At 59.5% G+C, this 22,968-nt stretch carries 22 protein-coding genes and 1 tRNA gene; 11 read left to right on the top strand and 12 right to left on the bottom strand.

Annotated features, from left to right (window positions below; all coding sequences use genetic code 11):
- Positions 1-44: 44 nt before the first annotated feature.
- Both HNQ83_RS21295 and HNQ83_RS21290 read right to left on the bottom strand, forming a co-directional pair.
- On the bottom strand, positions 45-998 hold the full coding sequence (locus HNQ83_RS21295) for a sugar ABC transporter substrate-binding protein (RefSeq protein ID WP_175390758.1): 954 nt from the start codon (positions 996-998) through the stop codon (positions 45-47).
- Positions 999-1,197: 199 nt separating this feature from the next.
- A complete protein-coding gene (locus tag HNQ83_RS21290; RefSeq protein ID WP_175390757.1) occupies positions 1,198-1,638 on the bottom strand; it encodes a hypothetical protein in 441 nt (146 codons plus the stop codon).
- A gap of 314 nt (positions 1,639-1,952) precedes the next feature.
- Here HNQ83_RS21290 and HNQ83_RS21285 point away from each other — a divergent pair, with 314 nt between their 5' ends.
- The 3 genes from HNQ83_RS21285 to HNQ83_RS21275 all read left to right on the top strand — a co-directional run bounded on the left by HNQ83_RS21285 (position 1,953) and on the right by HNQ83_RS21275 (position 4,189).
- Complete coding sequence (locus HNQ83_RS21285; RefSeq protein ID WP_175390756.1) at positions 1,953-3,041, top strand: asparaginase; 1,089 nt, start codon at positions 1,953-1,955, stop codon at positions 3,039-3,041.
- A gap of 184 nt (positions 3,042-3,225) precedes the next feature.
- Positions 3,226-3,495, top strand: coding sequence for a DUF1654 domain-containing protein (locus HNQ83_RS21280; protein WP_175390755.1), 270 nt, complete (start codon positions 3,226-3,228; stop codon positions 3,493-3,495).
- A gap of 4 nt (positions 3,496-3,499) precedes the next feature.
- Positions 3,500-4,189, top strand: coding sequence for an endonuclease (locus HNQ83_RS21275; protein ID WP_175390754.1), 690 nt, complete (start codon positions 3,500-3,502; stop codon positions 4,187-4,189).
- A 120-nt stretch (positions 4,190-4,309) separates the two neighbouring features.
- Here the strand turns inward: HNQ83_RS21275 and HNQ83_RS21270 are convergent, their stop codons facing one another.
- Positions 4,310-4,675, bottom strand: coding sequence for an SPOR domain-containing protein (locus HNQ83_RS21270; protein WP_175390753.1), 366 nt, complete (start codon positions 4,673-4,675; stop codon positions 4,310-4,312).
- Positions 4,676-4,925: 250 nt separating this feature from the next.
- Here HNQ83_RS21270 and csrA point away from each other — a divergent pair, with 250 nt between their 5' ends.
- On the top strand, positions 4,926-5,126 hold the full coding sequence (gene csrA / locus HNQ83_RS21265) for a carbon storage regulator CsrA (protein ID WP_128608931.1): 201 nt from the start codon (positions 4,926-4,928) through the stop codon (positions 5,124-5,126).
- An 80-nt stretch (positions 5,127-5,206) separates the two neighbouring features.
- Here csrA and HNQ83_RS21260 read toward each other — a convergent pair whose 3' ends face one another.
- Complete coding sequence (locus tag HNQ83_RS21260; RefSeq protein ID WP_175390752.1) at positions 5,207-5,662, bottom strand: DUF2214 family protein; 456 nt, start codon at positions 5,660-5,662, stop codon at positions 5,207-5,209.
- A 195-nt stretch (positions 5,663-5,857) separates the two neighbouring features.
- Between HNQ83_RS21260 and HNQ83_RS21255 the strand changes: the two genes are divergently transcribed.
- Positions 5,858-6,610 (top strand): carbonic anhydrase, encoded by a 753-nt coding sequence (locus HNQ83_RS21255; protein ID WP_175390751.1) that lies wholly within the window; start codon positions 5,858-5,860, stop codon positions 6,608-6,610.
- A gap of 63 nt (positions 6,611-6,673) precedes the next feature.
- On the opposite strand, the gene HNQ83_RS21250 is transcribed toward HNQ83_RS21255, so the two are convergent.
- The gene (locus tag HNQ83_RS21250) at positions 6,674-6,868 is read right to left on the bottom strand and encodes a hypothetical protein (RefSeq protein WP_175390750.1); all 195 of its coding nucleotides are present in this window, start codon (positions 6,866-6,868) and stop codon (positions 6,674-6,676) included.
- A 513-nt stretch (positions 6,869-7,381) separates the two neighbouring features.
- Positions 7,382-8,812: a hypothetical protein gene (locus tag HNQ83_RS21245; RefSeq protein WP_175390749.1), complete on the bottom strand. Its 1,431-nt coding sequence runs from the start codon at positions 8,810-8,812 to the stop codon at positions 7,382-7,384.
- 171 nt (positions 8,813-8,983) lie between these two features.
- On the opposite strand from HNQ83_RS21245, the gene HNQ83_RS21240 reads away from it, so the two are divergent.
- Positions 8,984-9,376: a tyrosine-type recombinase/integrase gene (locus HNQ83_RS21240; RefSeq protein ID WP_256669107.1), complete on the top strand. Its 393-nt coding sequence runs from the start codon at positions 8,984-8,986 to the stop codon at positions 9,374-9,376.
- A 90-nt stretch (positions 9,377-9,466) separates the two neighbouring features.
- Here the strand turns inward: HNQ83_RS21240 and HNQ83_RS21235 are convergent.
- A tRNA-Val gene (locus tag HNQ83_RS21235) sits at positions 9,467-9,543 on the bottom strand.
- 183 nt (positions 9,544-9,726) lie between these two features.
- Between HNQ83_RS21235 and HNQ83_RS21230 the strand changes: the two genes are divergently transcribed.
- On the top strand, positions 9,727-11,010 hold the full coding sequence (locus HNQ83_RS21230) for an FAD-binding oxidoreductase (protein ID WP_175390748.1): 1,284 nt from the start codon (positions 9,727-9,729) through the stop codon (positions 11,008-11,010).
- A gap of 118 nt (positions 11,011-11,128) precedes the next feature.
- Here HNQ83_RS21230 and HNQ83_RS21225 read toward each other — a convergent pair whose 3' ends face one another.
- The 5 genes from HNQ83_RS21225 to HNQ83_RS21205 form a co-directional block, all read right to left on the bottom strand.
- Positions 11,129-12,100: an XdhC family protein gene (locus HNQ83_RS21225; protein WP_175390747.1), complete on the bottom strand. Its 972-nt coding sequence runs from the start codon at positions 12,098-12,100 to the stop codon at positions 11,129-11,131.
- A gap of 1 nt (position 12,101) precedes the next feature.
- Positions 12,102-13,337, bottom strand: a complete 1,236-nt coding sequence (locus HNQ83_RS21220) for a cytochrome c (protein WP_175390746.1) — start codon at positions 13,335-13,337, stop codon at positions 12,102-12,104.
- A gap of 2 nt (positions 13,338-13,339) precedes the next feature.
- Positions 13,340-13,879: a (2Fe-2S)-binding protein gene (locus HNQ83_RS21215; RefSeq protein WP_175390745.1), complete on the bottom strand. Its 540-nt coding sequence runs from the start codon at positions 13,877-13,879 to the stop codon at positions 13,340-13,342.
- Positions 13,872-16,703 carry a xanthine dehydrogenase family protein molybdopterin-binding subunit gene (locus tag HNQ83_RS21210; RefSeq protein WP_175390744.1) on the bottom strand — a complete coding sequence of 944 codons (2,832 nt, stop codon included), beginning with the start codon at positions 16,701-16,703 and terminating at the stop codon, positions 13,872-13,874. Before HNQ83_RS21210 ends, HNQ83_RS21215 begins: the two co-directional genes overlap by 8 nt.
- A 186-nt stretch (positions 16,704-16,889) precedes the next feature.
- Positions 16,890-17,831: a LysR family transcriptional regulator gene (locus HNQ83_RS21205; protein ID WP_175390743.1), complete on the bottom strand. Its 942-nt coding sequence runs from the start codon at positions 17,829-17,831 to the stop codon at positions 16,890-16,892.
- Positions 17,832-17,957: 126 nt separating this feature from the next.
- Between HNQ83_RS21205 and HNQ83_RS21200 the strand changes: the two genes are divergently transcribed.
- Genes HNQ83_RS21200 through aldA form a run of 4 tightly spaced genes read left to right on the top strand, consistent with a single transcriptional unit; the run spans position 17,958 to position 22,723 of the window.
- Positions 17,958-19,253: an MFS transporter gene (locus HNQ83_RS21200; protein WP_175390742.1), complete on the top strand. Its 1,296-nt coding sequence runs from the start codon at positions 17,958-17,960 to the stop codon at positions 19,251-19,253.
- A gap of 17 nt (positions 19,254-19,270) precedes the next feature.
- Complete coding sequence (rhmD, locus tag HNQ83_RS21195; RefSeq protein ID WP_175390741.1) at positions 19,271-20,455, top strand: L-rhamnonate dehydratase; 1,185 nt, start codon at positions 19,271-19,273, stop codon at positions 20,453-20,455.
- A 14-nt stretch (positions 20,456-20,469) separates the two neighbouring features.
- Positions 20,470-21,270 carry an aldolase/citrate lyase family protein gene (locus HNQ83_RS21190; RefSeq protein ID WP_175390740.1) on the top strand — a complete coding sequence of 267 codons (801 nt, stop codon included), beginning with the start codon at positions 20,470-20,472 and terminating at the stop codon, positions 21,268-21,270.
- A 19-nt stretch (positions 21,271-21,289) separates the two neighbouring features.
- Positions 21,290-22,723 carry an aldehyde dehydrogenase gene (gene aldA / locus HNQ83_RS21185; protein ID WP_175390739.1) on the top strand — a complete coding sequence of 478 codons (1,434 nt, stop codon included), beginning with the start codon at positions 21,290-21,292 and terminating at the stop codon, positions 22,721-22,723.
- Positions 22,724-22,968: the final 245 nt, after the last annotated feature.

Below are 22,968 nucleotides of genomic sequence, written 5' to 3'. Positions count from 1 at the left end.
ATGCGCTCGCCCGGACGGGCGAGCACCGTTGTGTCGCCTGAGGGTTACTGGGTAACCAGCTCTACCGGAGTCTCGATCACACCATTGGCGCTGTCGACTTTCTCGCCCTTGATGATTTTCAGCGCGGTCTCGATGCCGAAAACGGCTTGCTTGGCGGCAAACTGGTCGGCAGTGGCCAGCACACGACCATCCTTGAGCATCGGCTTGATGGCGTTGATGTTGTCGTAGCCGACCACTTGGACCTTGCCGGCCTTGCCTGCGGCGCGCACGGCCGACACTACGCCGACCGCCATGCTGTCGTTACCGGCCAACAAGGCTTTCACTTGCGGATATTCGCTGAGTATCGAGGCCGCCACTTTGTTGCCTTTATCGATCTCCCAGTCACCGGACTGTACGGAAACGACCTTGATCTGCGCGGCTTCCATTGCGTCCTTGAACCCTGCGGTGCGAGCCTGGGCGTTGGTGGTGGTGGACACCCCTTCGATGATGCCGACTTCGTCACCGGCCTTGAGTTGCTTGGCCAGGTATTCACCGACCATACGCGCGCCCTTGCGGTTATCCGGGCCTACGAATGGGACATTGATGTTCTTGCTTTTGACTACAGCAGGATCGAGCTGATTGTCGATGTTGACCACTGTGATACCGGCATCGACCGCTTTCTTGATCACCGGCACCATCGCCTTGGAGTCAGCCGGTGCGATGACCAGCGCATTGACTTTGGCCAGAATCATTTGCTCGACGATGCGCGTCTGGCCAGCGGTATCGGTTTCGTCCTTGATGCCGTTGGAAATCAGCTCGAATTGGTCGGAGTGGTCTTTCTGGTAAGCCTTGGCGCCGTCCTCCATGGTCAGGAAGAATTCGTTGGCCAGGGATTTCATCACCAGTGCGACTTTGGGTTTGGCAGGCGTTTCAGCCAAAGCCGAAGAGACTGGCAGCGCGGCGGATGCGGCAGCCAGCATAGCGACAGCAAGAAGACGTCCAGCGAATGGCAGCTTCATGGGTTCACTCCGATCTTATGATTATTGTGAGCAACGCTTGCGCGGGCGTAAGCTGCGTGACGCTCAGCGAGGGTTTTGTCCACCGTTAGCGCCGCGCAAACGTTTGCGTAGATCGAACTATGCGAACCTTGTCAAAATTTGTCAACGTCCGAAAACCCCTTTGATGGGGCCGACGGGGAGAAAACGCAGCGCGTTTTTCTCACGCCGTTGTACTGATCACACTTCCGGTACTCGCGGCCGTGGTCAGCTCCTTCGCCAGGGCGGCAGCCACTTGTGACAGCGCGGCCGAGGTATCGGCAATCTGGCTCTGAATCGCCATCAACGCCGTTGTCTTGGCTTCTGGTGTTGGAAACTCAGCCTTCTGAGTGGCTGCCAATTGCTGCTGTTGTTCGCGCAGTTGCTGTTGCAGTTCCTGCATGCGCTTGAGCAGCGTCTTCACCGCAATGCTTTGACTATCACCGCTTTCGGATTCAGAACCGCGAACGTCGCCGAGGCTGACTGCTTTTTTCTCACCCTCCCCCAGACCCAGGCGCTGTTCGGCAGTCTCAGTCGCCGCCTCATTCAACGCCTCGACGGTCGCTGGCGGTTTACCGCCAATGTTGATCACAGATGCACTTGGAAAACCGACAGTCAACGACATGTGAACTCCCTGAACAAAAAAATAGTCCTCAGGAGAAGGATCGACCCGCGAACAGGTTTCTTTAGCGCTGACTCCAGTCTTCGGTGGGCCGAACGCAAAAAAGACAGATATTCGGGAAACCGGACGTACCAGTCCATGCCCAATTACACAATCCGTTTAATATTTCAACGAAATCAGTAAGTTAGCCATTTCTCTCAACGCCCAACTTGACTGGTACAGATCCTGCTCTTCTCCAGCACCCCGAGCATTCAGATTCGTTCGGGGCGCATCTAGATGAACCTGCATCAGCACCGTCACTACTAGAGAGAAAAATAATGACATCTGCTTTGAAAACTTTTGTTCCGGGCGCCTTGGCCCTCCTGCTGCTCCTGCCCACCGCTCTCCAGGCAAAAGAAGCCGAAACCCAACAGAAACTGGCGAACGTGGTGATCCTGGCCACCGGCGGCACCATCGCCGGCGCCGGTGCCAGCGCAGCCAACAGCGCGACCTACCAGGCGGCGAAAGTCGGCGTCGACAAACTGATCGCCGGCGTTCCGGAACTGAGCCAATTGGCCAATGTTCGTGGCGAACAGGTCATGCAGATCGCGTCCGAGAGCATCACCAACGACAACCTGCTGCAACTGGGGCGCCGCGTGGCCGAACTGGCCGACAGTGACGACGTCGATGGCATCGTGATTACCCATGGCACCGACACCCTGGAAGAAACCGCCTATTTCCTGAACCTGGTGGAAAAAACCGACAAGCCCATCATTGTTGTCGGCTCCATGCGCCCGGGCACCGCGATGTCGGCCGACGGCATGCTGAATCTGTATAACGCCGTGGCCGTGGCCAGCAGCAAAGAGGCACGCGGCAAAGGCGTGCTGGTGACCATGAACGATGAAATCCAGTCGGGTCGCGATGTCAGCAAAATGATCAACATCAAGACCGAGGCGTTTAAAAGTGCCTGGGGTCCACTCGGGATGGTGGTTGAAGGCAAGTCTTACTGGTTCCGCCTGCCAGCCAAGCGCCACACCCTGGATTCGGAGTTCGACATCAAGACCATCAAGAGCCTGCCTGACGTGGAAATCGCCTACTCCTACGGCAACGTCAGCGATACGGCTTACAAGGCCCTGGCACAGTCGGGCGCCAAAGCCATCATCCACGCCGGCACCGGCAATGGTTCGGTATCTTCGCGCGTCGTGCCAAGCCTGCAAGCCCTACGCAAGGATGGCGTGCAGATTATCCGCTCCTCCCACGTCAACGCCGGCGGCTTCGTACTGCGTAACGCTGAACAGCCTGATGACAAATACGATTGGGTGGTCGCGCACGACCTGAACCCGCAAAAGGCCCGCATCCTGGCCATGGTCGCTCTGACCAAGACCAACGACAGCAAAGAGCTGCAGCGGATGTTCTGGGAATACTGATTCCCCCTCGCCCGAGCGATTCCGGTCGGGCACTGTTTTCACCACTCGCCACCCTGGCGAGTGGTGTTTGCCTCCCTGCCTGACAAATTAATTCCTTTCGTCCTACGCCAAATTGAAAAAGCTGTTGTCAGAGGATTTTCTTGGATTTTAAGCAGTTGCGAAATTGCTTACAGTTAAATACTGTATGTACGTACAGCTTAATAGGGATAATTCCGTGGACAACACCTCCGCCTCACCTGACGCCTATGTCCGCATGGGCCTGCGCGTTCAGAAGATCATCAACTCCCCCACCGCTCAAAAAGCCAGGGCAGCCCTGATTTTCCGTCTTCCGGACGAGCCCGTGGATGAGTGGGAGCGCTTGCTGGAAGAAATCGACGAGAACGACAACGTCACCCTCGCCTATCGCGACGATGGCGGCGTGCAGATTTTCTGGGTTGTGCCGAAGGAAGACTGAGTCAATGAGTGTCCGCTGTTTTGCTTTGCTGTTTCTATTGTTCGCCATGGGCGCCCAAGCCGACGCGCCACGCACCTTCACCGAAGCCAAGAAGGTGGCCTGGAAGCTGTACGCGCCACAATCCACCGAGTTCTATTGCGGCTGCAAATACACGGGCAACCGGGTGAATCTGGCGGCTTGCGGGTATGTGCCGCGCAAAAATGCCAAGCGCGCGGCCCGCATCGAGTGGGAACATATTGTTCCGGCCTGGCAGATTGGTCATCAGCGCCAGTGCTGGCAAGAAGGTGGACGCAAGAACTGCACGCGCTACGATCCCACCTACCAGAAGGCTGAAGCGGATCTGCATAACCTGGTACCCAGCATTGGCGAGGTCAACGGTGACCGCAGCAATTTCAGTTTCGGCTGGCTGCCGGAGCAATCGGGACAATATGGCTCGTGCCTGACTCAAGTCGACTTCAAGGCAAAGAAGGTCATGCCTCGCCCCTCCATTCGCGGCATGATCGCCCGGACGTATTTCTACATGAGCAAGCAGTATGGTTTGCGTCTGTCGAAACAGGATCGGCAGCTGTATGAAGCCTGGGACAAAACCTATCCGGTTCAGGCCTGGGAACGTCAACGCAACCAGAGCGTGGCGTGCGTCATGGGGCGCGGCAATGAGTTTGTGGGCCCGGTCGACATGAAAACCTGCGGTTGAATGCACGCTGGAAACACAAAGGCCTCGGTTTCATACCCCGAGGCCTTTGTGTTTCCAGTCACCGACTTTGCTGCAGCGTCACCGTGGACTCTCTCCAGGAGACTGCGCCGAAAGGCGATCCTACTGAGCGACCGGACGCTCCAGGACCAGCAACTCTATATTCTGTTTCTTCGCCCGGGTGATGGCTGCCCCCACCTCCGCTTGCTTGGCCTCGGCTTCGGCTTTCGAATTGAACGGCCCCATCAGCACCCGGACCTTTCCGTTTTCGCGCACGACATTGGACATGAAGTTGTGCTCGATCAACCAGCCACTGAGATCGCTGACAGCCTGAGGTGTTTCACCTCGTATTTCCAGATCCCATTGCGGCCCTGTCGCCTGCGCAGGAGCGGTGGCCGTTGCAGGCGCAGGCTTGGGCGCCTCGACACGCTTGCCTTCACCGCATCCCGCCAGCGCCAGTACCGCCATTACCAAGACCATTTTGCGCACTGCGATTCCCTCAGAATGCTTAAAGCGCGGATTTTAACACTCATGAATACTTCCCGAGTGCCGCAAAATGGGCGCAAAACAACGAGAATGATGGTTGCGGCCTCTGTATAGTTACGCCTTGGGAATTAATGCTGTATCTGCGCGTCAGAAAGAGGCACCCAAAACGTGAGACTTCGCACTAATCTATACATACCACCGACCTCTGCACTGTCCGAATCAGGTGCCCCACAAAGCAATCAAGGAGAAGACCATGCTGATACTCACCCGCAAAGTCGGTGAAAGCATAAACATTGGTGATGACATTACGATCACCATCCTCGGCGTAAGCGGCCAGCAAGTCAGGATTGGCATCAACGCTCCGAAAGATGTTGCGGTGCACCGCGAAGAAATTTACCAGCGCATTCAGGCTGGCCTGACCGCCCCGGCCAAGCCGCAAACACCTGAATCCTGATGCAGTCAGTAGCCAGCCCGTTCGCTCCGGAACGATGGCTGGCTAAAGATTCAAGCAGCGAAGCAGCTGCCCCCTCTCGATCAACCAAACGTCACGCCGCGCGCCATGCCAGTGGCCGCTATCACCATCAGCAACACCAGCAATGCCTCGACATGACTGATCCGCGCAAACAACGTCGCGCGCCCGGCATCGATTGTCGCGCCACGCGCCATTGCCACCCGCCATTTGATCAAGGTCACCATCGGTGCCACTTCCAGCAGCAGGATAAGCACGAACAGTGTCATCTTGAGGTGGAACAGCGGTTGGTGCAGGTAGTAATCCGTGCCTTTCTCGTACCCGCCAAAGGCCCGCATCCCGCCGGTCACCAACAGAACGAGCGCAGATAGCCCCCAAAGGTTGTCCGCCATCAACACACTGCGAGCTTCACCTGTGCCGACTGCCAAACGCCGAAAATTCGTACCGCGAACCAGCACCGCCCAGAACCCCAGCGTCAGCGCCAAAAGATGTGCAGCTGCCAGAAACCAGTGAATCAGCATCAAAGAACTCCTGTCAGGATGAAGTTGAATCAACCTGTCAGTAGTAGTCCATGAATCTACGGTTTGCACCTGCCCCACGATTCGAACATAACGTTGCAGACCGACTAGACTTCACCACTCCAGTGCCTCAGGTGCCTGCAGGCACTACCCCCAACAGCTGTCATTCCCACCGAATTGAACTGAGTACACAACATCATGTGTGAATCATGCGATTCAAACTCTGATTCAAAAATGAATGATCGTCGCCGTTTCCTTCGAGTAGCCGGGTTAGGAGCCGGTGCCCTGCTACTTGCCGGCGCCCTGCCCGACCGGATCATTCAGGCAGCAGAGAAAGCCTCCGCGCCGCCCAAACCCAAAAACGTGATCAGCCCCGATGAGGCCCTGAAAAGGCTGATGAAGGGAAATGAACGTTACGTCAGCGGCAACTCGGAAACACACGACTTCAAGGATGAACGCGAGGCGCTGGTCTCCGGCCAGAATCCGTTCGTGGCAGTACTGAGTTGCTCCGACTCGCGCATCGCACCCGAGTACGCTTTCGATACCGCACGAGGCGATCTTTTCGCCATACGCGTCGCCGGCAACTTCGTCACGGATGAGGGCCTGGCAAGTCTTGAATACGGCGTCGCCGTACTGGGCGCACCGCTCATTCTGGTACTGGGGCATGAAAGCTGCGGCGCTATCGAGGCCGGCATCAAAGCCGTCAAGGATCAAACGGTGTTCCCAGGGCAAATCCCGAAACTGACTGACGCACTCAAGCCCTCTATCGAGGCCGTGATCAAGCAGCCCGGGGATCTGGTGGAAAACGCCACCGTGCAAAATGTCAAAGCCACGGTCGACCGACTGAAGAAAGCGGCACCACTGCTCACCGAAGCATTGGGCAACGGCAAGTTGAAAATAGTCGGGGGGATCTATCGTCTGGCGACCGGTAAAGTCGAGCTGATTGCCTGAGCTTTCTAGGCACCGACGAGACGTGCCAGATGCGAAGAGCCCAGCGCGATGGCTGGGCTCTGATTATTTTCTGTTTTCCATCATTTTGTCCGCGAGGGCTTTTGCCCTCTCGATCAACAGATTCTGCCTGTCTTCGTGAGTAGCGCCGCCAACAACCGGTGCTGTCAGATTGCTTTCGGCAATCAACGCAGCGCAGAAGTATTGATCCCAGACTGTTTTACTGTCGGATGCCTGCTGGTTCATTTGGTCGGAGATCATGGTCGACTCCTTTTGATGAGATGGCATTACCCATTCTACGCCTGAATGACTCCGCGACAGTGACGGCTCGGTCTTTCAAGTCGTGCCCAGAATGTCAGGTCACAGGATCCATCGTAAAAGAACATGAGACGCGATCCATGAGGACGCCTCGACCACCGTCCATTGGAGCAAGAGGCAAATGGACAGATAAGCCGCAAAGAACTTGATCATGCTTCGCCTCCCCATCCAGCGCTCTCCCGTTCAAAAGCCGACGTTACAATTGGTCACGCATTCTGGTTGGATGCAATTCAGTGCTCACAGTTCAAAATGAAATCGAATTGGTTTTCATTTAAATTGAGCCGCCACTCAATGATCACTCTCAAATGATAAAACCTCTTACATACAGATCGACTGCATAACGCTTTAGCAATGGGTGAAATGGTGTCGAAAAGGAAAGCGTTGCGAATCGCAGACAACAAAAAAGGGCTACCTTTCGGTGAGCCCTTCTAGACTGCCCAAATACAACGCACACCACTACGATTGGGTATGGCTGCGGCCATTTTTCCGTACTCGTGGTTTACGCGCCGCAAACGCCCACCGCAGCGGTGCAGTAACCCGCCAGGAATTGCTGCAGAGTATGGCCTGCACCCTGGATTCTGCCCCGGCCGCACGCTGCTCAGTTTCAGCCGCATACTGCTCAGCATGAGTCGCTCGCTGCTCAGTTTGAGCCGCATACCGCTCAGCGTGTGTCGCTCGCTGCTCAGTTTGAACCGCATACCGCTCAGCGTGTGTCGCTCGCTGCTCAGTTTGAGCCGCATACTGCTCGGCATGATTCGCTCGCTGCTCAGCAAGGGTCGCACGCTGCTCAGCATGAGCCGCCTGCCTGGCGCTTGTTACAGCCTGTGCATGACGTTGCTGCTTTTCCAGCTCATGGCGGACGTCCCCCGCCCCCTCAGAAACGCTGGCAGTGCCATCGAGCACATCCAGCGGGCCAGACCGGTAAACATTGGCCAGAATCCGGTTCAGATCGAAGAAGGCAAGCGGCTGGTTTGGACAGGTGGTAACCAGAAGACCGGTGGTGCAATCAAGGTCGAGCCCCTTGGGCCCACCTTCCTCGGGATTGGTGTTGCCGCTTTGGAAAACCGGGTCATTCATTACCCGGAGGCTGAGGCTGGGATCGTAGACGCCCTGCCAGTGACCGTCGTCCTGAAAGTAGATATACACATATGGCGCACCAGCATCGGTCACCAGGATGTAGCGACCATCGTCGCTGAAGCGTAATCCATGGGGATAATCGGAGCCACGCAACACGGCCACAGGGTCGATCTCCACATGCTGCTCCCGGACCTTTGAGTAGATCAGCACGCTGTGGGTGTTGTGATTACTCACCGCCAGCCAGCGCTGCCGGGGGTCGATGCTGATACCGTCGGGAGTTTCCAGCCATTTAGCCAGCAGCACCTGCCTTTCAGTGACTGCATAGTCCGCTGAGGTGGCGACCACATCACGGGACACCTGATGGGCAAAAGTCCGAGATGCCAGCACTTCGTGGTGCCCCGGACCGATCTGCGAGACAACCACGGAGCCTGGGCTCGACAGCTTCATATCATTTGACGCAATGGTCTGAAGCAGGATGAGCTCGCCCTTCGTTGAGCCATTCCCAGGTGGTATCCGGAACAGCGCCAGATCGCCTCCCCGGTTTGCCACGACGAGGGTTTCATTGTCGATGAAATCTAATCCGTGTGGATATTTCAACTGGCTCGAAGACAACTCGACGACTGCGCTCAAGTGAATCTGCTTACCCGCCGGGGTCATTCGAATCTCGATATCGAAGACGTAGATCAGATCACGGTCCGAGGCAGCCACGGCGAAACGGCGACGGTCCGGGAAAAAACGGATGTCTTCCGTTGGGCCCATAGCTCCGATAACACCCAGTACTTCTTGCTCTGCGGTAAAGCCAAGCTGCATTTAGTTACTCCGTTTTGCATGCTGGCCAAAGGCCGGTCTGTTACAACGGGCGCAGAGAATACATGGCGCATGCGCGCGTGAACACTGCATGACGATGATTGACCAGCGAGTCGGTTATCAGACCCTCCTTTGATTCCGCCGCATTCACGCTGCTGCATGATCCCGATTGTCATGGACCAGGGGTTACGTGAAGTGGTGATGGAATGCATGAAGTCACCGCTCGCCTGCCCGTACCTGAACCACTACTCGCCAAAGGCGCGCAAGCGTTCGCAGCTGGACGCCAAGCTACACTGGAATGCGGTGACGGCGGATTATCTGACCAAGTCCTGCGCCCAGGCTCGAGACGATTCGCAAGCCTATGCCGACGTCCCAGTCGGCGAGCGCCCGACGTTCCATGAGATCCGAGCACTCGGTGCGTGGCTGTACGATCAACAGGGTTTCGATCAGGAATACATTCAGGGATTGATGGGTCATGCGGATGTGAAGATGACCGAGCACTACCAGGCAGGGCACGGTGATGAAGCGGTGGTTTATATGAAGGTCAAAGCCGACCTGAAAGTGTAGCCAGGTGGTCGTTTGCCCAAAGGCAGAAAGCAAAAAGGGGTCACCGTTTCCGGTGACCCCTCTAGACCGCCCAGCAGAGCGGATTTTGTTTGGTAGGCGCGATTGGACTCGAACCAACGACCCCCACCATGTCAAGGTGGTGCTCTAACCAACTGAGCTACGTGCCTGCTGTGAGGCGGCATTCTACGGAATTCCGGAGGGGTGTCAACACCTTTTTTCGAGCTAACCCTATGAATATGCAAAATATTTAATTTTGTGGCCGCAAAGAAGATTTTCCGGTGGCTGGCGGTCGATTTTTAACTCGGGTAGGATCAACGCACTCGTAAAATATATTAAACAGAGGCAGCAGGATGGCTAACACCCCCTACCCAGAGTCCTACTACGCCGCATCGGCCAATGCGGTTCCGCCGCGCCCGGCTTTGCAGGATGACGTTGAGACTGATGTCTGTGTGATCGGCGCCGGATACACCGGGCTTTCCTCGGCCTTGTTCCTGCTGGAGAGCGGTTTTCGGGTGACGGTGCTGGAAGCGGCCAAGGTGGGTTTTGGTGCGTCGGGGCGTAACGGTGGCCAGATCGTCAACAGTTACAGCCGCGATATCGATGTGATCGAGCGCAGTGTCGGTCCCAAGCAGGCTCAGCTGTTGGGGCAGATGGCGTTCGAGGGTGGGCGGATCATTCGGGAGCGGGTTGCCAAGTACAACATCCAGTGCGATTTGAAGGACGGCGGTGTGTTCGCCGCCATCACTGCCAAGCAGATGGGTCACCTGGAATCGCAGAAACGCCTGTGGGAACGATTCGGTCACACGCAGCTTGAGCTGTTGGACCAACGCCGAATCCGGGAAGTCGTGGCCTGCGATCAATACGTCGGCGGCATGCTCGACATGAGCGGCGGGCATATTCACCCCCTCAATCTGGTCCTGGGTGAAGCGGCGGCCGTGGAGTCGCTGGGTGGCACGATCTACGAGCAATCGCCGGCAGTGCGCATCGAGCGTGGTGCAAATCCGGTGGTGCACACGCCACAGGGCAAGGTCCGGGCAAAATTCATCATCGTGGCGGGCAATGCCTACCTGGGCAATCTGGTGCCGGAACTGGCTGCGAAGTCGATGCCATGCGGCACCCAGGTCATCACCACGGAACCCTTGGGCGATGCCTTGGCGAAAAGCCTGTTGCCTCAGGATTACTGCGTCGAGGACTGCAACTACCTGCTCGACTACTACCGCCTCAGTGGCGACAAGCGCCTGATTTTCGGCGGCGGTGTGGTGTATGGCGCGCGGGACCCGGCGAACATCGAAGCAATCATCCGACCGAAGATGCTCAAGGCCTTCCCGCAACTCAAGGATGTGAAGATCGATTACGCCTGGACCGGCAATTTCCTGCTGACCCTGTCGCGCCTGCCGCAAGTTGGGCGACTGGGCGACAACATTTACTATTCCCAGGGCTGTAGCGGCCACGGTGTGACCTACACGCACCTGGCGGGCAAGGTACTGGCCGAAGCGTTGCGTGGCCAGGCCGAGCGTTTCGACGCATTCGCCGACCTGCCCCACTACCCGTTCCCCGGCGGGCAATTGCTGCGCACACCGTTCGCGGCGTTGGGTGCCTGGTATTACGGATTGCGGGACAAGTTTGGGTACTAATCGACACTGAAACACCTTGTGGGAGCGAGCCTGCCCGCGAAAGCGGTGTGTCAGACCTATCAATGTTGGCTGACACGGCCCCTTCGCGAGCAGGCTCGCTCCCACAGGGGTATTGGAGTCAGAGCCGATCCCGCGCAATACCGCTGCGAATCCGCAGGATGTCGGCAAGCACTGCCAGTGCAATTTCCGCCGGTGTCTTGCTGCCCAGGTTCAAGCCAATTGGCGCATGAATCCGCGCCAAATCCGCATCCCCCAGACCGCCAATGCGCCGCAAACGCTCGAAGCGTTTTTGCGAGGTCTGCATGGAGCCCATCACACCGATGTAAAACGCCTCGGTGCGCACCGCTTCCATCATCGCCAGGTCATCGATACGAGGATCGTGAGTCAAAGCCACCACCGCCGTGTCGCTGTGACAGCCGCCGTCGGCGATGAACACGGATGGCAATTGGCGACGAATCTCAACGTTATCCAGCACCACACCCTGCAGCACTTCATCACGCGGATCACACAGAATCACCTCGAACCCCAGGCCCACGGCAAATTCCGCACAGGCCTGCGCAACGCTGGAATATCCGGCGAGCAACAAGCGCTGCGCCGCGCCAATGCGCAAGCGAACCCGGTCAATTTCGCGCTCGACGCGCACACCCTGCTCGCGATCATCGAACAGGCTGCGCGCGCCACTGACCAGGTCGACTTCACGGATCAACCGGCGTCGACCCAACAGCGCCAACTCCAATTCCCGCAAATGCGCCTGCACCTCGCAATCGGACTCGAGCTTCTCGACCAGCACATCCAGTACGCCGCCACAGGGCAGACTGACCCGCGAGCGCGGGTCATCGCCTTCGCCGTAGCGCACCACGCTGACCGCTTGCTCGAACGCACCTTCGGCAACGCGCTCGAGGAAGTCCTCCTCGACACAACCGCCGGACAGCGAACCGATCCACTGTCCGTCGGCGTTCACCGCCAGCAACGAACCCGGCGCACGCGGCGCCGAGCCGTATGTGGCGAGCACGGTGCACAGCCAGACACGCTGCCCGGCCGTCGACCATTCCAGCGCCCGGCGCACCACTTGCAGATCCAGATGCTGCATGTCAGTGGGCCTTGTGCTCAAGCGGTGGCGCATCGGCGCGCAACGTCTGCACATCGGCTACGGCCAGATCACCCGGCTGACCACCCCACCCCTGACGGAGATAGTTCAACAGGTCCGTCAATTGCTCGTGGCTGAGCTTCTCGGCAAAGCCCGGCATTGGTTGCATGTGTTCGAACCCGGCGAATTTCTGCTCGCCGATGCCATCGTCGATCACCCGCACCAGGTTGCGAGGATCCTCCAGGCGCAGCGTGGTGTTGCCTTTCATGGCCACCGCAATGTGCGGTTTACCTTCGCCGCCGACAGCGTGACAACCGGCACAGACGTTCAAATATTCCTGACGGCCGCGCTGGGCGCTCGCAGTGAGTTTGTCCATCGGCACGTCATTCAGCACTTTCGCCGCCGGAGGCTGGTCACCGAGCAGGAAGGTCGCCATGGCCGCCAGATCCGGATCACTCAGGCCCTGGGTGCTGTTGTGGAACACCGGGAACATCTCATTGAACATCGTGCCCTGGGCGCTCATGCCGTGTTTGAGGAACGAGCTCAGGTCCTGATGATTCCAGCCGCGAGCCGCCAGGTCCGTAGCCAGCAGGCTCGGCGCTAGGTAACCGTTGAGGAGGCCGCCGGTCATGCGTTTGTCTTGCTGCATCGCCCCCGGCAAACCACGTGGCGTGTGGCATTCGCCACAGTGACCGAGCACGTCGACCATGTACTGGCCGCGCTTCCAGACTTCGCTTTTGCCTTCGGTTGGCGCCAGTTTCACGTCCTTGCCGTACATCATGTTCCAGGCGATCAGGCCCGGACGAACGTTGAACGGGAAGCTCAGGCGGGTCACCGGTGCCGCACGCTCGATGGGCTCGACGGTTTTCAGGTAGGCATGAATCGCGTCGGAGTCTTCACGGGGCATCAGGTGGTACGAGGTGTACGGCATCGCCGGGTACAGGTTGGCGCCATCGCGACGCTTGCCTTCGGTCAACGCGGCAAAGAACTCGTCATCGTTGTAAAGACCGATACCGTGCTCTTTGCTCGGCGTGATGTTAGTGCCGTAGATCGTGCCGAACGGCGAGACGATCGGCAGACCGCCCGCGTACGGCGCGCCACCCGGCGCGGTGTGGCAGGCCATGCAGTCAGCCGCGCGGGCCAGGTATTCGCCGCGCTTGACCTGATCATCCGCCTGCGCCAGCAACACAGGCGCAGCCAGGCCGACCGCCAATGCCAGGCAGGGAAGTAGATGCTTCATGCTTAACCCTCCTTGACCAGGCCGAGATCGGTGAGCACGTTGCGTGTCGCGTTGTAATAACGGACATAACCCGTGCAACGGCAAATATGATGACCCAGGCTGTCCTCGATGACTTTTTCCAGCTGGCTTTTGACGATCGGCTGACGCTGCAGCTTTTCCACCAGCACCGTCGCGGCGTTGACGAAACCGGGGGCGCAGTAGCTGCACTGGAAGGCGAATTCGTCGACGAAGCGCTGCTGGACCGGGTTCAGCTCGGTGACCTTGCCTTGCTCGTCACGGCTCGCATGGCCTTCGATGGTCCGCACTTTCTTGCCTTCGAAATAGTGCGCGCCGGTGATGCAGGTGCGCACTTCCTCGCTGGTGCCGTCGGGGTTGTCGACGATCACCACGCAGGCGTGGCAAATGCCCTGGCCGCAGCCCAGGCGCGAACCGGTGAGGTTTTTGTACTCGTGCAGGTAATCAATCATCGGCAGGTCATCAGGGATGTCCACCGGGCCGACGGTTTGACCGTTGAGGGTCAGTTGAAGCGGACGGTTAGCCATTGAGGGCCTCCTTGATGCGTGCAGAAGTGATAGGCAGGTCGCGGACACGTTTACCGATGGCGTGAGCCACGGCGTTACCGATGGCACCGACTACCGGAATCATCACCACCTCGGCAATGCCCTTGGACGGGTCGCTCGGCGACAGTGGCGGCAGGATCTCAGCGGTCTGTTTCCACACCGCAACGTGCCGCGCCATCGGCAGGCGGTATCGGTTGAAGTTCCAGTCGCCCTCCCCCGGGCCGCCTTCGTACAGCGGCATTTCTTCCATCAGCGCATGGCCAATGCCCATGGCCGTGCCGCCTTCGATCTGGCCCTTGACCAGTTCCGGCACCAGCACCCGGCCGCACTCGACCCAGGAGTGATGGTTGAGTACTTCGACTTCCGCCGAGCCCTTGTTCACTTTCAATTCCACCAGAGTTGCCACGGGGCTGTAGTAGGTCACCGCCGCGTTGTTCAACTGGGTTGGCGGGTAAGCGATGTTCTGTCGATCCAGCAGATGGAAACCGCCGCTGTTCATCTGCGCCAACTTCGCCTTGGGTGCACCGTCGCCGTATTTGACCGCCAGGCCATCGAGCGGCAAACGCTCACGCACGCCGTCGATGCTGTACTCGGCCTCGGCCCAGCTCCAGCGGTTAAAGCCGTGCACGGTGGCGCCAGTGACCAGACCGCGTTCGTGGGCACGCTTGGCCAGCATCGCGAAGGGCAATGGCTCCATGCCGTTGGCGGTGAGCTTGCCGTCGACCCAATGGGCGTCTTCACGGCGCACCACATAAGGGTTGGCCTGGCCGCCGTACGGGCCTTGTCGCCAGATTTCCAGCGCCGCCGGCCACAGGCCGTGGTTGAACAACACACGCGCCGCTTCACGGGTGGCGTGGCTGAAGTAGTAGGCGGAGTTGGTCGCCGACGAGGCCGAAGCGATCTTGCCCACCCAGCGAGGATTTCGCAGGAAGTTGTCCTGCTCGGCCTGGCTCATGATGTAAGGGTTGCCGCCGGTGATCAGCTGCATCTCTTTCCAGTCGGTTTCGCCAGTCTTTACTTCGTGCGCCGGCAGGCCAAGGAAGTCGGCCACCACCATGGCTTGCGACGTGGACATGCCGGTACCGATTTCGATGCCGATATGACGCAGGTTGATGCGACCTTCGGCGGTGAATTCGATGCTGGCCATCGGCGCTTCCGAACCGGTGCCGAAGTCTTTCTGGCAGATGGCGAAACCGACGCCGTACCAGTGGTCCGGATCGGCCGCTTCACGCTGCTTCTTGATGGCGTCGCGGTTTTTCCAGACCTCGTTAACGGCGGCCTTGTCGAGAATTTCGTGCAAGCGCAACGCACCGGCCGGCACTGCGCCCTGGGTGTTTTTCATGCCCGAGCGCAGGGCGTTTTTCTTGCGCAGGTCGATGGCGTCGATGCCGAGACGATCGGCGATTTCATCGACCATCATCTCGGTGGACGCCATGCTCTGCAGCGTGCCGTAACCGCGCATCGACCCGGCTTCAACGGCGCGGGAATGATAGGCGGTGACCTGCAGATCGTTCTGCGGCATGTAGTAGATCGACTGCGCCGCCGTGGCGCCTACTGCGGCCACCGACGGGCTGTAGTTGATCCGTCCGCCGCCGTCGACGCTCATCTCGGCACGGAAAATCTTGAAGCTGTGATCGGTCTTGTCCACCGCCAGCTGATAGCGGATATCGAACGGGTGACGCTTGATGCCGCTCTGGAACTGCTCGTAGCGGTCGTTGGCCAGGCGTACCGGCACACCGGCGCCGTACAACGCCGCCAAGGCTGCGTAGTAGACGAAAATGTTGTGGTCTTTGGAGCCGTAGCCCACGGTGTAGCCCGGGTGCATGTTGAGGTTGGCCAGGCCGAAACGCGACGGCGCGATCATCTTCGCGGTCTCGGTGGCGGTTTCCAGCGGACACTGGGTGGCAACCACAAAATGCAGGGTCCTGGTTGCCGGGTCGTACCAGCCGTTACCGTTGTCCGGCTCCATCGCTGCCGGTTCGATCGACGGCGTCTTGTAGCGTTCGTCGAACACCAGCCAGTTGTCCGGCGGCGTGTCGATCTGCTGCTTCATGCGCTCGGCGTAGAACAGGCCACGCTCGGTCAGGTTGCCGTGCAGGTTCGGTTGCGAGTTCCACACCGGACGGCGATTACGCAACATCGGGAACAGGATCGAATCCTTGAGGCTGGCGAATTCGTCTTCGTCCGCCGAGGTCGCGCCGCCCACCCGCACGTAGCGGAAGCTGCCATACGGATCGCCTTCGTAGAACGGTACCTGGGCACCGTAACGAATCGCTTTGTCATTGAACTTTAGTTGCGCCTTGGCCTGGCGGAAGCGTTCGAAGTCGTTCCAGATCAGGATCGCCACCGGGTGGCCGATGAACATCGGCACCTTGCCGGCCGGCAACAGTGGATCAGGAGCGTGCTCTTCCGGAAAGACGATGCCGTCCTTGACCAGGTCTTCGGCGGTGACGATGCGGTCCGGCTGCAACTCGGCGCCCAGCCACGACAGGTCGTAACCGTCATAGATGCGATCAGCCTTGATGGTTTTCAGCAGCATGGCGTGGCCTTGCTGTTGCGGCCAGCCCGGCATGTCCTTGGCGCGGATGTCGCGGGCAAAGACCTTGCTGCCGCAGACCTTGGACAAGGCATCGTTACGGGCGCGGGCCTTGCCATTGTTGCCGAGCCATTGCTCGGACGGCACGGTCACGCTGTTTTCCATCAAGGCCGCCAGCGCCTGACTGCTCAGCGGTGTAAGCGTAACGCTCACACCCGCCACCAGCCCGCCCTGAAGGAACGAGCGCCGGGATATTTCACGGTTGGACATGGATCATCCTCTGGGCGGTTATGGGGTCCGCCCTTCTGGTTATGTACTGGGGAATCTCGAGTCTTGCAGAAGCCCTTCTTGACGATTCAAGGGCTGAAAAGAGAGTGCAAAGCTGACTGAAGGGTTAAGTTTATAGGCTTATGCGCTCGCGGCAAACAATCAGACACAAAAAAACTGACCAATGAATCAAATTTTTTCGGCTTTGCTGCGCAGCAAATCTATGAACAAGCCCAATTCGCGGCTGATGTGTTCGCCTTTGCGCAACAGCAGCCCGAACGGCGCCAGCTGCACATCCAGTTCCACCGGCAGCGCCACCACCAGCCCCATTCTCAGGTAGTCGCGCAAAGCAGTTTCCGACAGCACCATGATCGCGTCGGTCAGTTGAATCAGCTGCTGCATCGAATACACCGAACTGCATTCGATGATGTCCGCCGGCAACGGCAAGGCCTGGCGCTGCAAGGCCTGATCCAGACCGATGCGCGCCGGGCTGGTTTCCGGTTGCAGGATCCACGGCCAGGCGCTGACCAGTTCGGCCAGTTCCAGTTTCTGACGCCTGGCCAGCGGGTGGCCGGCGTGGACTACCACCAACAGGCGTTCGTTACCCAACTGTTCGAATTCGTAATGCTCGCTGTCGGTGGCGGCATTGCGCCGGGCGATGGCCAGGTCGATGCGGCCCTGTTCCAGCAACTGGATCACCTGGTCGCTGGTGTCGCCCATGATGCGAATCCGCAATTGCGGGTTGAGCGCCTTGATCTCGGCAATCGAATCCATCACCAGATCCGGCGCTGCGCCCATGATGGTGCCGATGGAGAGATAGCCATAACCGCCCTGTTGTCGCGCCATCAAGTCTTCGGCGCAACGGTCGAGGCCGCTGAGGGCCGACTCGGCAAAGCGGATCAGCTCCTGACCCAGCGCTGTCGGGCGCATGCCCCGGGGCAACCGTTCGAACAGGTCGCAGCCAAACATGTCTTCAATTTCATGGAGCATGCGGGTGGCCGCCGGTTGCGACATGTTCAGGGATTGCGAGGCGCGGTGCAGGTTCTGGCTGGTACTGAGCGCCACCAGCATATGCAGATGCTTGTAGCGCAGGCGGTTGAACAGGCTGCGGGAGAGGATTGGCGAGGTCATGACAGGCCCTTTTTTATCGATACCCTGAGGGTATCAGTTGTGAGCTAGATTCGATTTGTAACGCATCGATCAGCGGCCGTACAGTCATTCCCATAAGAACAAATGCCCTACCAAAGGAAAACTGCGATGAAGACTCTACCCGCGCCTCTGCTCGCCAAAATTTCCTGGCGGCTGCTCCCGTTTCTCCTGTTGATGTACATCATGGCCTTCCTCGACCGCGCCAACGTCGGGTTTGCCAAGCAAGCCTTCCAAGCCGACACCCACATCAGTGACGCCGCCTTCGCCTTCGGTGCCGGGGTGTTTTTCATCGGTTACGCGCTGCTTGAAGTGCCGAGCAACCTGATCCTGCATCGCGTCGGCGCCCGTCTGTGGATGTGCCGGATCATGGTCACCTGGGGCCTGGTCTCCGCGGCCATGGTGTTCGCGCACACCGAAACCACCTTCTACGTTCTGCGTTTTCTGCTTGGTGTCGCCGAGGCCGGCTTCTTCCCTGGCGTCATCCTCTACCTCACCTACTGGTTCCCCAGCGCCGTGCGCGGCAAGGCCATGGGTTTCTTCTACTTCGGTGCGCCACTGGCGTTCATCTTCGGCAGCCCGCTGTCCGGCCTGCTGCTGGAGCTGGACGGTTTCGCCGGTTTCCACGGCTGGCAATGGCTGTTTGCGGTGGAAGGCTTGATGGCTTCGGTGGTCGGTATCTGGGCTTACTTTTACCTGGACAATCGTCCGGCCGATGCCAAGTGGCTGACTGTCGAAGAGCGCCAGCAAATCCAGACCCTGCTCGACCAGGAAGACAGCCACAAACAGAACCATTGCCGCAGCCTGCTCAACGTGTTGTGCCAGCCGTCGGTGCTGTACCTGTGCCTGATTTATTTGTTGATCCAGGCCAGCGTCTATGGCGTGGTGTTCTACCTGCCGACTCAAGTGGGCGGATTGCTCGGCACCAAGGTCGGGCTGATGGTCGGCCTGGTCACCGCGATTCCATGGATCTGCGCACTGGTGGCGGCTTACCTGATTCCCGGCTACAGCGACCGCACCGGCGAACGTCGTCGCACCGCGAGCCTGACACTGTTGATGGCGGCCGCCGGCATTGCCTGCTCGGTGACTTTCAGCAGCCCGTTCCTGGGCATCGTCGCCCTGTGCTTCGCCGCTTCCGGGTTCATCGCCGTGCAACCGGTGTTCTGGACCTTCCCTTCCAGTTACCTCGCCGGCAGTGCCGCGGCGGCCGGTATCGCCCTGATCAACTCGTTCGGCGCCCTCGGCGGTTTCATCGCCCCGGTGCTGAAAAACTGGGCCGAAGGCGCCTTCCACTCTCCGGCAGCCGGTCTCTACCTGCTGTCCGCTACCACCGTCATCGCCGCGTTGCTGGTGCTGGGCGTGCGTTCGCCCGGCCATAAAGCCTCGAACAAACCGGCCACCGTTTAAACCTGAGGAGTCACACCATGGGCATTCCAACCATCAAACACGTGCGCGCGTTCACCCTGCGAGGCGGCGGCGCGGATTACCACGATCAGGCGGACGGCCACTGGATCGACGACCACATCGCCACGCCAATGAGCAAATACCCCGAATACCGCCAGAGCCGGCGCACCTTCGGCATCAACGTGCTCGGCACCCTAGTGGTGGAAATCGAAGCCAGTGACGGCACCGTCGGCTTTGCCGTGACCACCGGTGGCGAGCCTGCTGCGTACATCGTCGAGAAACACCTGGCGCGCTTCCTTGAAGGCGCACGGGTGACCGATATTGAAAGAATCTGGGACCAGATGTACCAGTCGACCCTGTATTACGGACGCAAAGGCATCGTGATCAACACGATTTCCGGGGTCGACCTGGCGCTGTGGGACTTGCTCGGCAAGATCCGCCAGGAGCCGGTGCACCAGTTGCTCGGCGGCGCGGTGCGCGATGAATTGCAGTTCTACGCCACCGGCGCCCGCCCGGACCTGGCGCAGAAAATGGGTTTCATCGGCGGCAAGATGCCGTTGCACCACGGCCCAGCCGAAGGCGAGGAAGGCCTGCGCAAGAACCTCGAAGAACTGGCAACCATGCGCGAGCGTGTCGGCCCGGATTTCTGGCTGATGCTCGATTGCTGGATGAGTCTGGACCTCAATTACGCGACCAAACTGGCGGTCGGCACCCATGAACATGGCTTGAAATGGATCGAGGAGGCATTGCCGCCAGACGACTACTGGGGCTACGCCGCCCTACGCAACAACGTACCCAAAGGCATGCTGGTGACCACCGGCGAACACGAAGCGACCCGCTGGGGCTTCCGCATGCTGCTGGAGATGGGCTGCTGCGACATCATTCAACCGGACGTTGGCTGGTGTGGCGGTCTCACTGAATTGGTGAAGATTTCGGCCCTCGCCGACGCCCACAACGCGCTGGTCATTCCCCACGGCTCGTCGGTCTACAGCTATCACTTCGTCGCGACCCGGCATAACAGTCCGTTCGCCGAGTTCCTGATGATGGCGCCGAAGGCGGACGAAGTGGTGCCGATGTTCCATCCGCAATTGCTCGGCGAACCGGTGCCGGTCAATGGCCGAATGCGCTTGTCCGAGCTGGATCAGCCTGGCTTCGGCGTAACACTCAACCCCGAATGCCAACTGCATCGGCCCTACAGCCGCTGAGACAGGAGCCTGTGATGAACATGCCGTACAACGCTTTCAAGGCTGCACTGAAAAAAACCGCGACCCAATACGGCATCTGGGCTGGCTTCGCCACCGGCTACGCCGCCGAGATCGTCGCCACCACCGGTTACGACTGGATGCTGATCGACGGTGAACACGCACCGAACACCGTGCCCGGCGTGCTCGCCCAACTGCAGGCCGTCGCGCCCTACCCCACATCGCCCGTGGTGCGCGCGGTGAATGGCGACGCCAACCTGATCAAGCAACTGCTGGATATCGGTGCGCAGACCCTGATGATCCCCATGGTCGAAACCGCCGAACAGGCCCAGGCGCTGGTGCGCGCCATGCGTTATCCACCCCACGGCATTCGCGGCGTCGGCGGCGGCCTGACCCGCGCCACCCGCTGGGACGGCGTGCCCGACTACCTCAATACCGCCCATGAACAGCTGTGCCTGATCGTTCAGGTGGAATCGAGACTCGGCGTGGAAAACGTCGAAGCGATTGCCGCCGTCGAAGGCGTCGACGCGGTGTTTATCGGCCCGGCAGATCTTTCCATCGGCCTCGGTCATGCCGGCAATCCGGGTCACCCGCAGGTGCAGGAACGCATTCGCCACGCCGTCGACGCCACGCTGGCGGCCGGCAAGGCCTGCGGCATCCTTGCCCCCAATGAAGACGATGCGCGTCGATACCAAAGCTGGGGCTGTCAGTTCATCGCAGTCGCCATCGACATCAGCCTGTTGCGCCAAAGCGCCATGGCCACCCTCGCCCGCTACCGCACACCGGCCACCGAACAAGCGCCATCGCGTACCTACTGATCAGCCAAGGAGTCGTCCCATGTCGTCCGTGCCTGTCTTTGATAACTTCATCAACGGCCAGTTTGTGGCCAGCACTGCCCACCTCGATGTGATCAACCCCGCCACCGGCGCGGTGCTGTCGAAAGTCCCGGCCTCGACCGCCGAGGACGTCGACCGCGCCCTCGCCGCCGCCCGCGCCGCGCAAAAGGACTGGTCGCGCAAACCGGCCAATGAGCGCGCCGGTTACTTGCGCCGGATCGCGGCCAAATTGCGCGAAAACGTGCCGCACCTGGCGCGCACCATCACCCTGGAACAAGGCAAGATCAGCGGCCTGGCCGAGGTCGAAGTCAACTTCACCGCCGACTACCTCGACTACATGGCCGAATGGGCCCGCCGCATCGAAGGCGAAATCATCACCAGCGACCGCCAGAACGAGAACATCTTTCTGTTCCGCAAACCCCTGGGCGTGGTGGCCGGGATCCTGCCGTGGAATTTCCCGTTCTTCCTGATCGCCCGCAAGATGGCCCCGGCCTTGCTGACGGGCAACACCATCGTCATCAAGCCCAGCGAAGAAACCCCAAACAATTGCTTCGAATTCGCCCGGCTGGTGGCGGAAACCGATCTGCCGCCCGGCGTGTTCAACGTGGTGTGCGGTGATGGCCGGGTTGGTGCGGCGCTGAGCGCGCATAAAGGCGTGGACATGATCAGCTTTACCGGCAGCGTCGATACCGGCTCGCGAATCATGGCCGCCGCTGCGCCGAATATCACCAAGCTCAATCTGGAACTGGGCGGGAAGGCGCCGGCCATTGTGCTGGCGGATGCCGACCTGGAGCTGGCGGTAAAGGCGATCCGCGACTCGCGAATCATCAACAGTGGCCAGGTGTGCAACTGCGCCGAGCGGGTGTACGTCGAGCGCAAGGTGGCGGATCAATTCATCGAGCGCATCGCGGCGGCAATGAGCGTCACACGCTATGGCGATCCGATTGCCCAGCCTGACGTGGAGATGGGCCCGTTGATCAACCGCCAGGGCCTGGACAGCGTCAATAGCAAGGTCCGCACGGCGTTAAGCCAGGGTGCGAGCCTGATCAGCGGCGGGCAAATCGCCGACCTGCCGAATGGTTTTCACTTCCAGCCCACCGTGCTGGCCGGTTGCCGCGCCGACATGGAGATCATGCGCCAGGAGATTTTCGGCCCGGTGCTGCCGATCCAGATCATCGATGACCTGGACGAAGCCATCGCCCTGGCCAACGACTGCGAATACGGCCTGACCTCATCGATCTACACCCGCGACCTGAACAAAACCCTGCACGCCATGCGCGAACTGGATTTTGGCGAAACCTACGTCAACCGCGAGAACTTCGAAGCCATGCAGGGCTTCCATGCCGGCGTACGCAAATCCGGCATCGGCGGCGCGGATGGCAAGCATGGGTTGTATGAGTACACCCATACCCATGCGGTGTATTTACAGGGTTGAGGCTGCCCTTCTTGTAGGAGCGAGCTCGCTCCTACAGGAATCAATCGTCGGGCAAAGGAGCAAGAAGAGAAAAAACCAAATTTCAGAAACAAAAAACCCCGGTCTTTCGACCAGGGTCTTTGCTATCGATTCGAAGCAAGCACTGTTGACTTTCTCCGTGCTTCAAGGCGTTCAGTGGTCCTTGAGGCAGATATGGCGCAGCGGACGGGACTCGAACCCGCGACCCCCGGCGTGACAGGCCGGTA

It is taken from the genome of Pseudomonas sp. C2B4, assembly GCF_013359695.1.
Classification (GTDB): domain Bacteria; phylum Pseudomonadota; class Gammaproteobacteria; order Pseudomonadales; family Pseudomonadaceae; genus Aquipseudomonas.
The sequence above is the reverse complement of the archived record's forward strand: the minus strand, read 5'-3'. Positions and strand labels throughout refer to the sequence as shown.

Coding starts and splice junctions, on each gene's coding strand:
- HNQ83_RS21200 (WP_175390742.1), top strand. CDS start 17,958: ATGAAGACTCTACCCGCGCCTCTGCTCGCCAAAATTTCCTGGCGGCTG.
- HNQ83_RS21245 (WP_175390749.1), bottom strand. CDS start 8,812: ATGCAGCTTGGCTTTACCGCAGAGCAAGAAGTACTGGGTGTTATCGGA.
- HNQ83_RS21280 (WP_175390755.1), top strand. CDS start 3,226: ATGTACGTACAGCTTAATAGGGATAATTCCGTGGACAACACCTCCGCC.
- HNQ83_RS21295 (WP_175390758.1), bottom strand. CDS start 998: ATGAAGCTGCCATTCGCTGGACGTCTTCTTGCTGTCGCTATGCTGGCT.
- rhmD (WP_175390741.1), top strand. CDS start 19,271: ATGGGCATTCCAACCATCAAACACGTGCGCGCGTTCACCCTGCGAGGC.
- HNQ83_RS21190 (WP_175390740.1), top strand. CDS start 20,470: ATGAACATGCCGTACAACGCTTTCAAGGCTGCACTGAAAAAAACCGCG.
- HNQ83_RS21250 (WP_175390750.1), bottom strand. CDS start 6,868: ATGATCTCCGACCAAATGAACCAGCAGGCATCCGACAGTAAAACAGTC.
- HNQ83_RS21275 (WP_175390754.1), top strand. CDS start 3,500: ATGAGTGTCCGCTGTTTTGCTTTGCTGTTTCTATTGTTCGCCATGGGC.
- HNQ83_RS21205 (WP_175390743.1), bottom strand. CDS start 17,831: ATGACCTCGCCAATCCTCTCCCGCAGCCTGTTCAACCGCCTGCGCTAC.
- HNQ83_RS21255 (WP_175390751.1), top strand. CDS start 5,858: ATGTGTGAATCATGCGATTCAAACTCTGATTCAAAAATGAATGATCGT.
- HNQ83_RS21210 (WP_175390744.1), bottom strand. CDS start 16,703: ATGTCCAACCGTGAAATATCCCGGCGCTCGTTCCTTCAGGGCGGGCTG.
- csrA (WP_128608931.1), top strand. CDS start 4,926: ATGCTGATACTCACCCGCAAAGTCGGTGAAAGCATAAACATTGGTGAT.
- HNQ83_RS21215 (WP_175390745.1), bottom strand. CDS start 13,879: ATGGCTAACCGTCCGCTTCAACTGACCCTCAACGGTCAAACCGTCGGC.
- HNQ83_RS21220 (WP_175390746.1), bottom strand. CDS start 13,337: ATGAAGCATCTACTTCCCTGCCTGGCATTGGCGGTCGGCCTGGCTGCG.
- HNQ83_RS21260 (WP_175390752.1), bottom strand. CDS start 5,662: ATGCTGATTCACTGGTTTCTGGCAGCTGCACATCTTTTGGCGCTGACG.
- HNQ83_RS21225 (WP_175390747.1), bottom strand. CDS start 12,100: ATGCAGCATCTGGATCTGCAAGTGGTGCGCCGGGCGCTGGAATGGTCG.
- aldA (WP_175390739.1), top strand. CDS start 21,290: ATGTCGTCCGTGCCTGTCTTTGATAACTTCATCAACGGCCAGTTTGTG.
- HNQ83_RS21290 (WP_175390757.1), bottom strand. CDS start 1,638: ATGTCGTTGACTGTCGGTTTTCCAAGTGCATCTGTGATCAACATTGGC.
- HNQ83_RS21230 (WP_175390748.1), top strand. CDS start 9,727: ATGGCTAACACCCCCTACCCAGAGTCCTACTACGCCGCATCGGCCAAT.
- HNQ83_RS21240 (WP_256669107.1), top strand. CDS start 8,984: ATGGACCAGGGGTTACGTGAAGTGGTGATGGAATGCATGAAGTCACCG.
- HNQ83_RS21285 (WP_175390756.1), top strand. CDS start 1,953: ATGACATCTGCTTTGAAAACTTTTGTTCCGGGCGCCTTGGCCCTCCTG.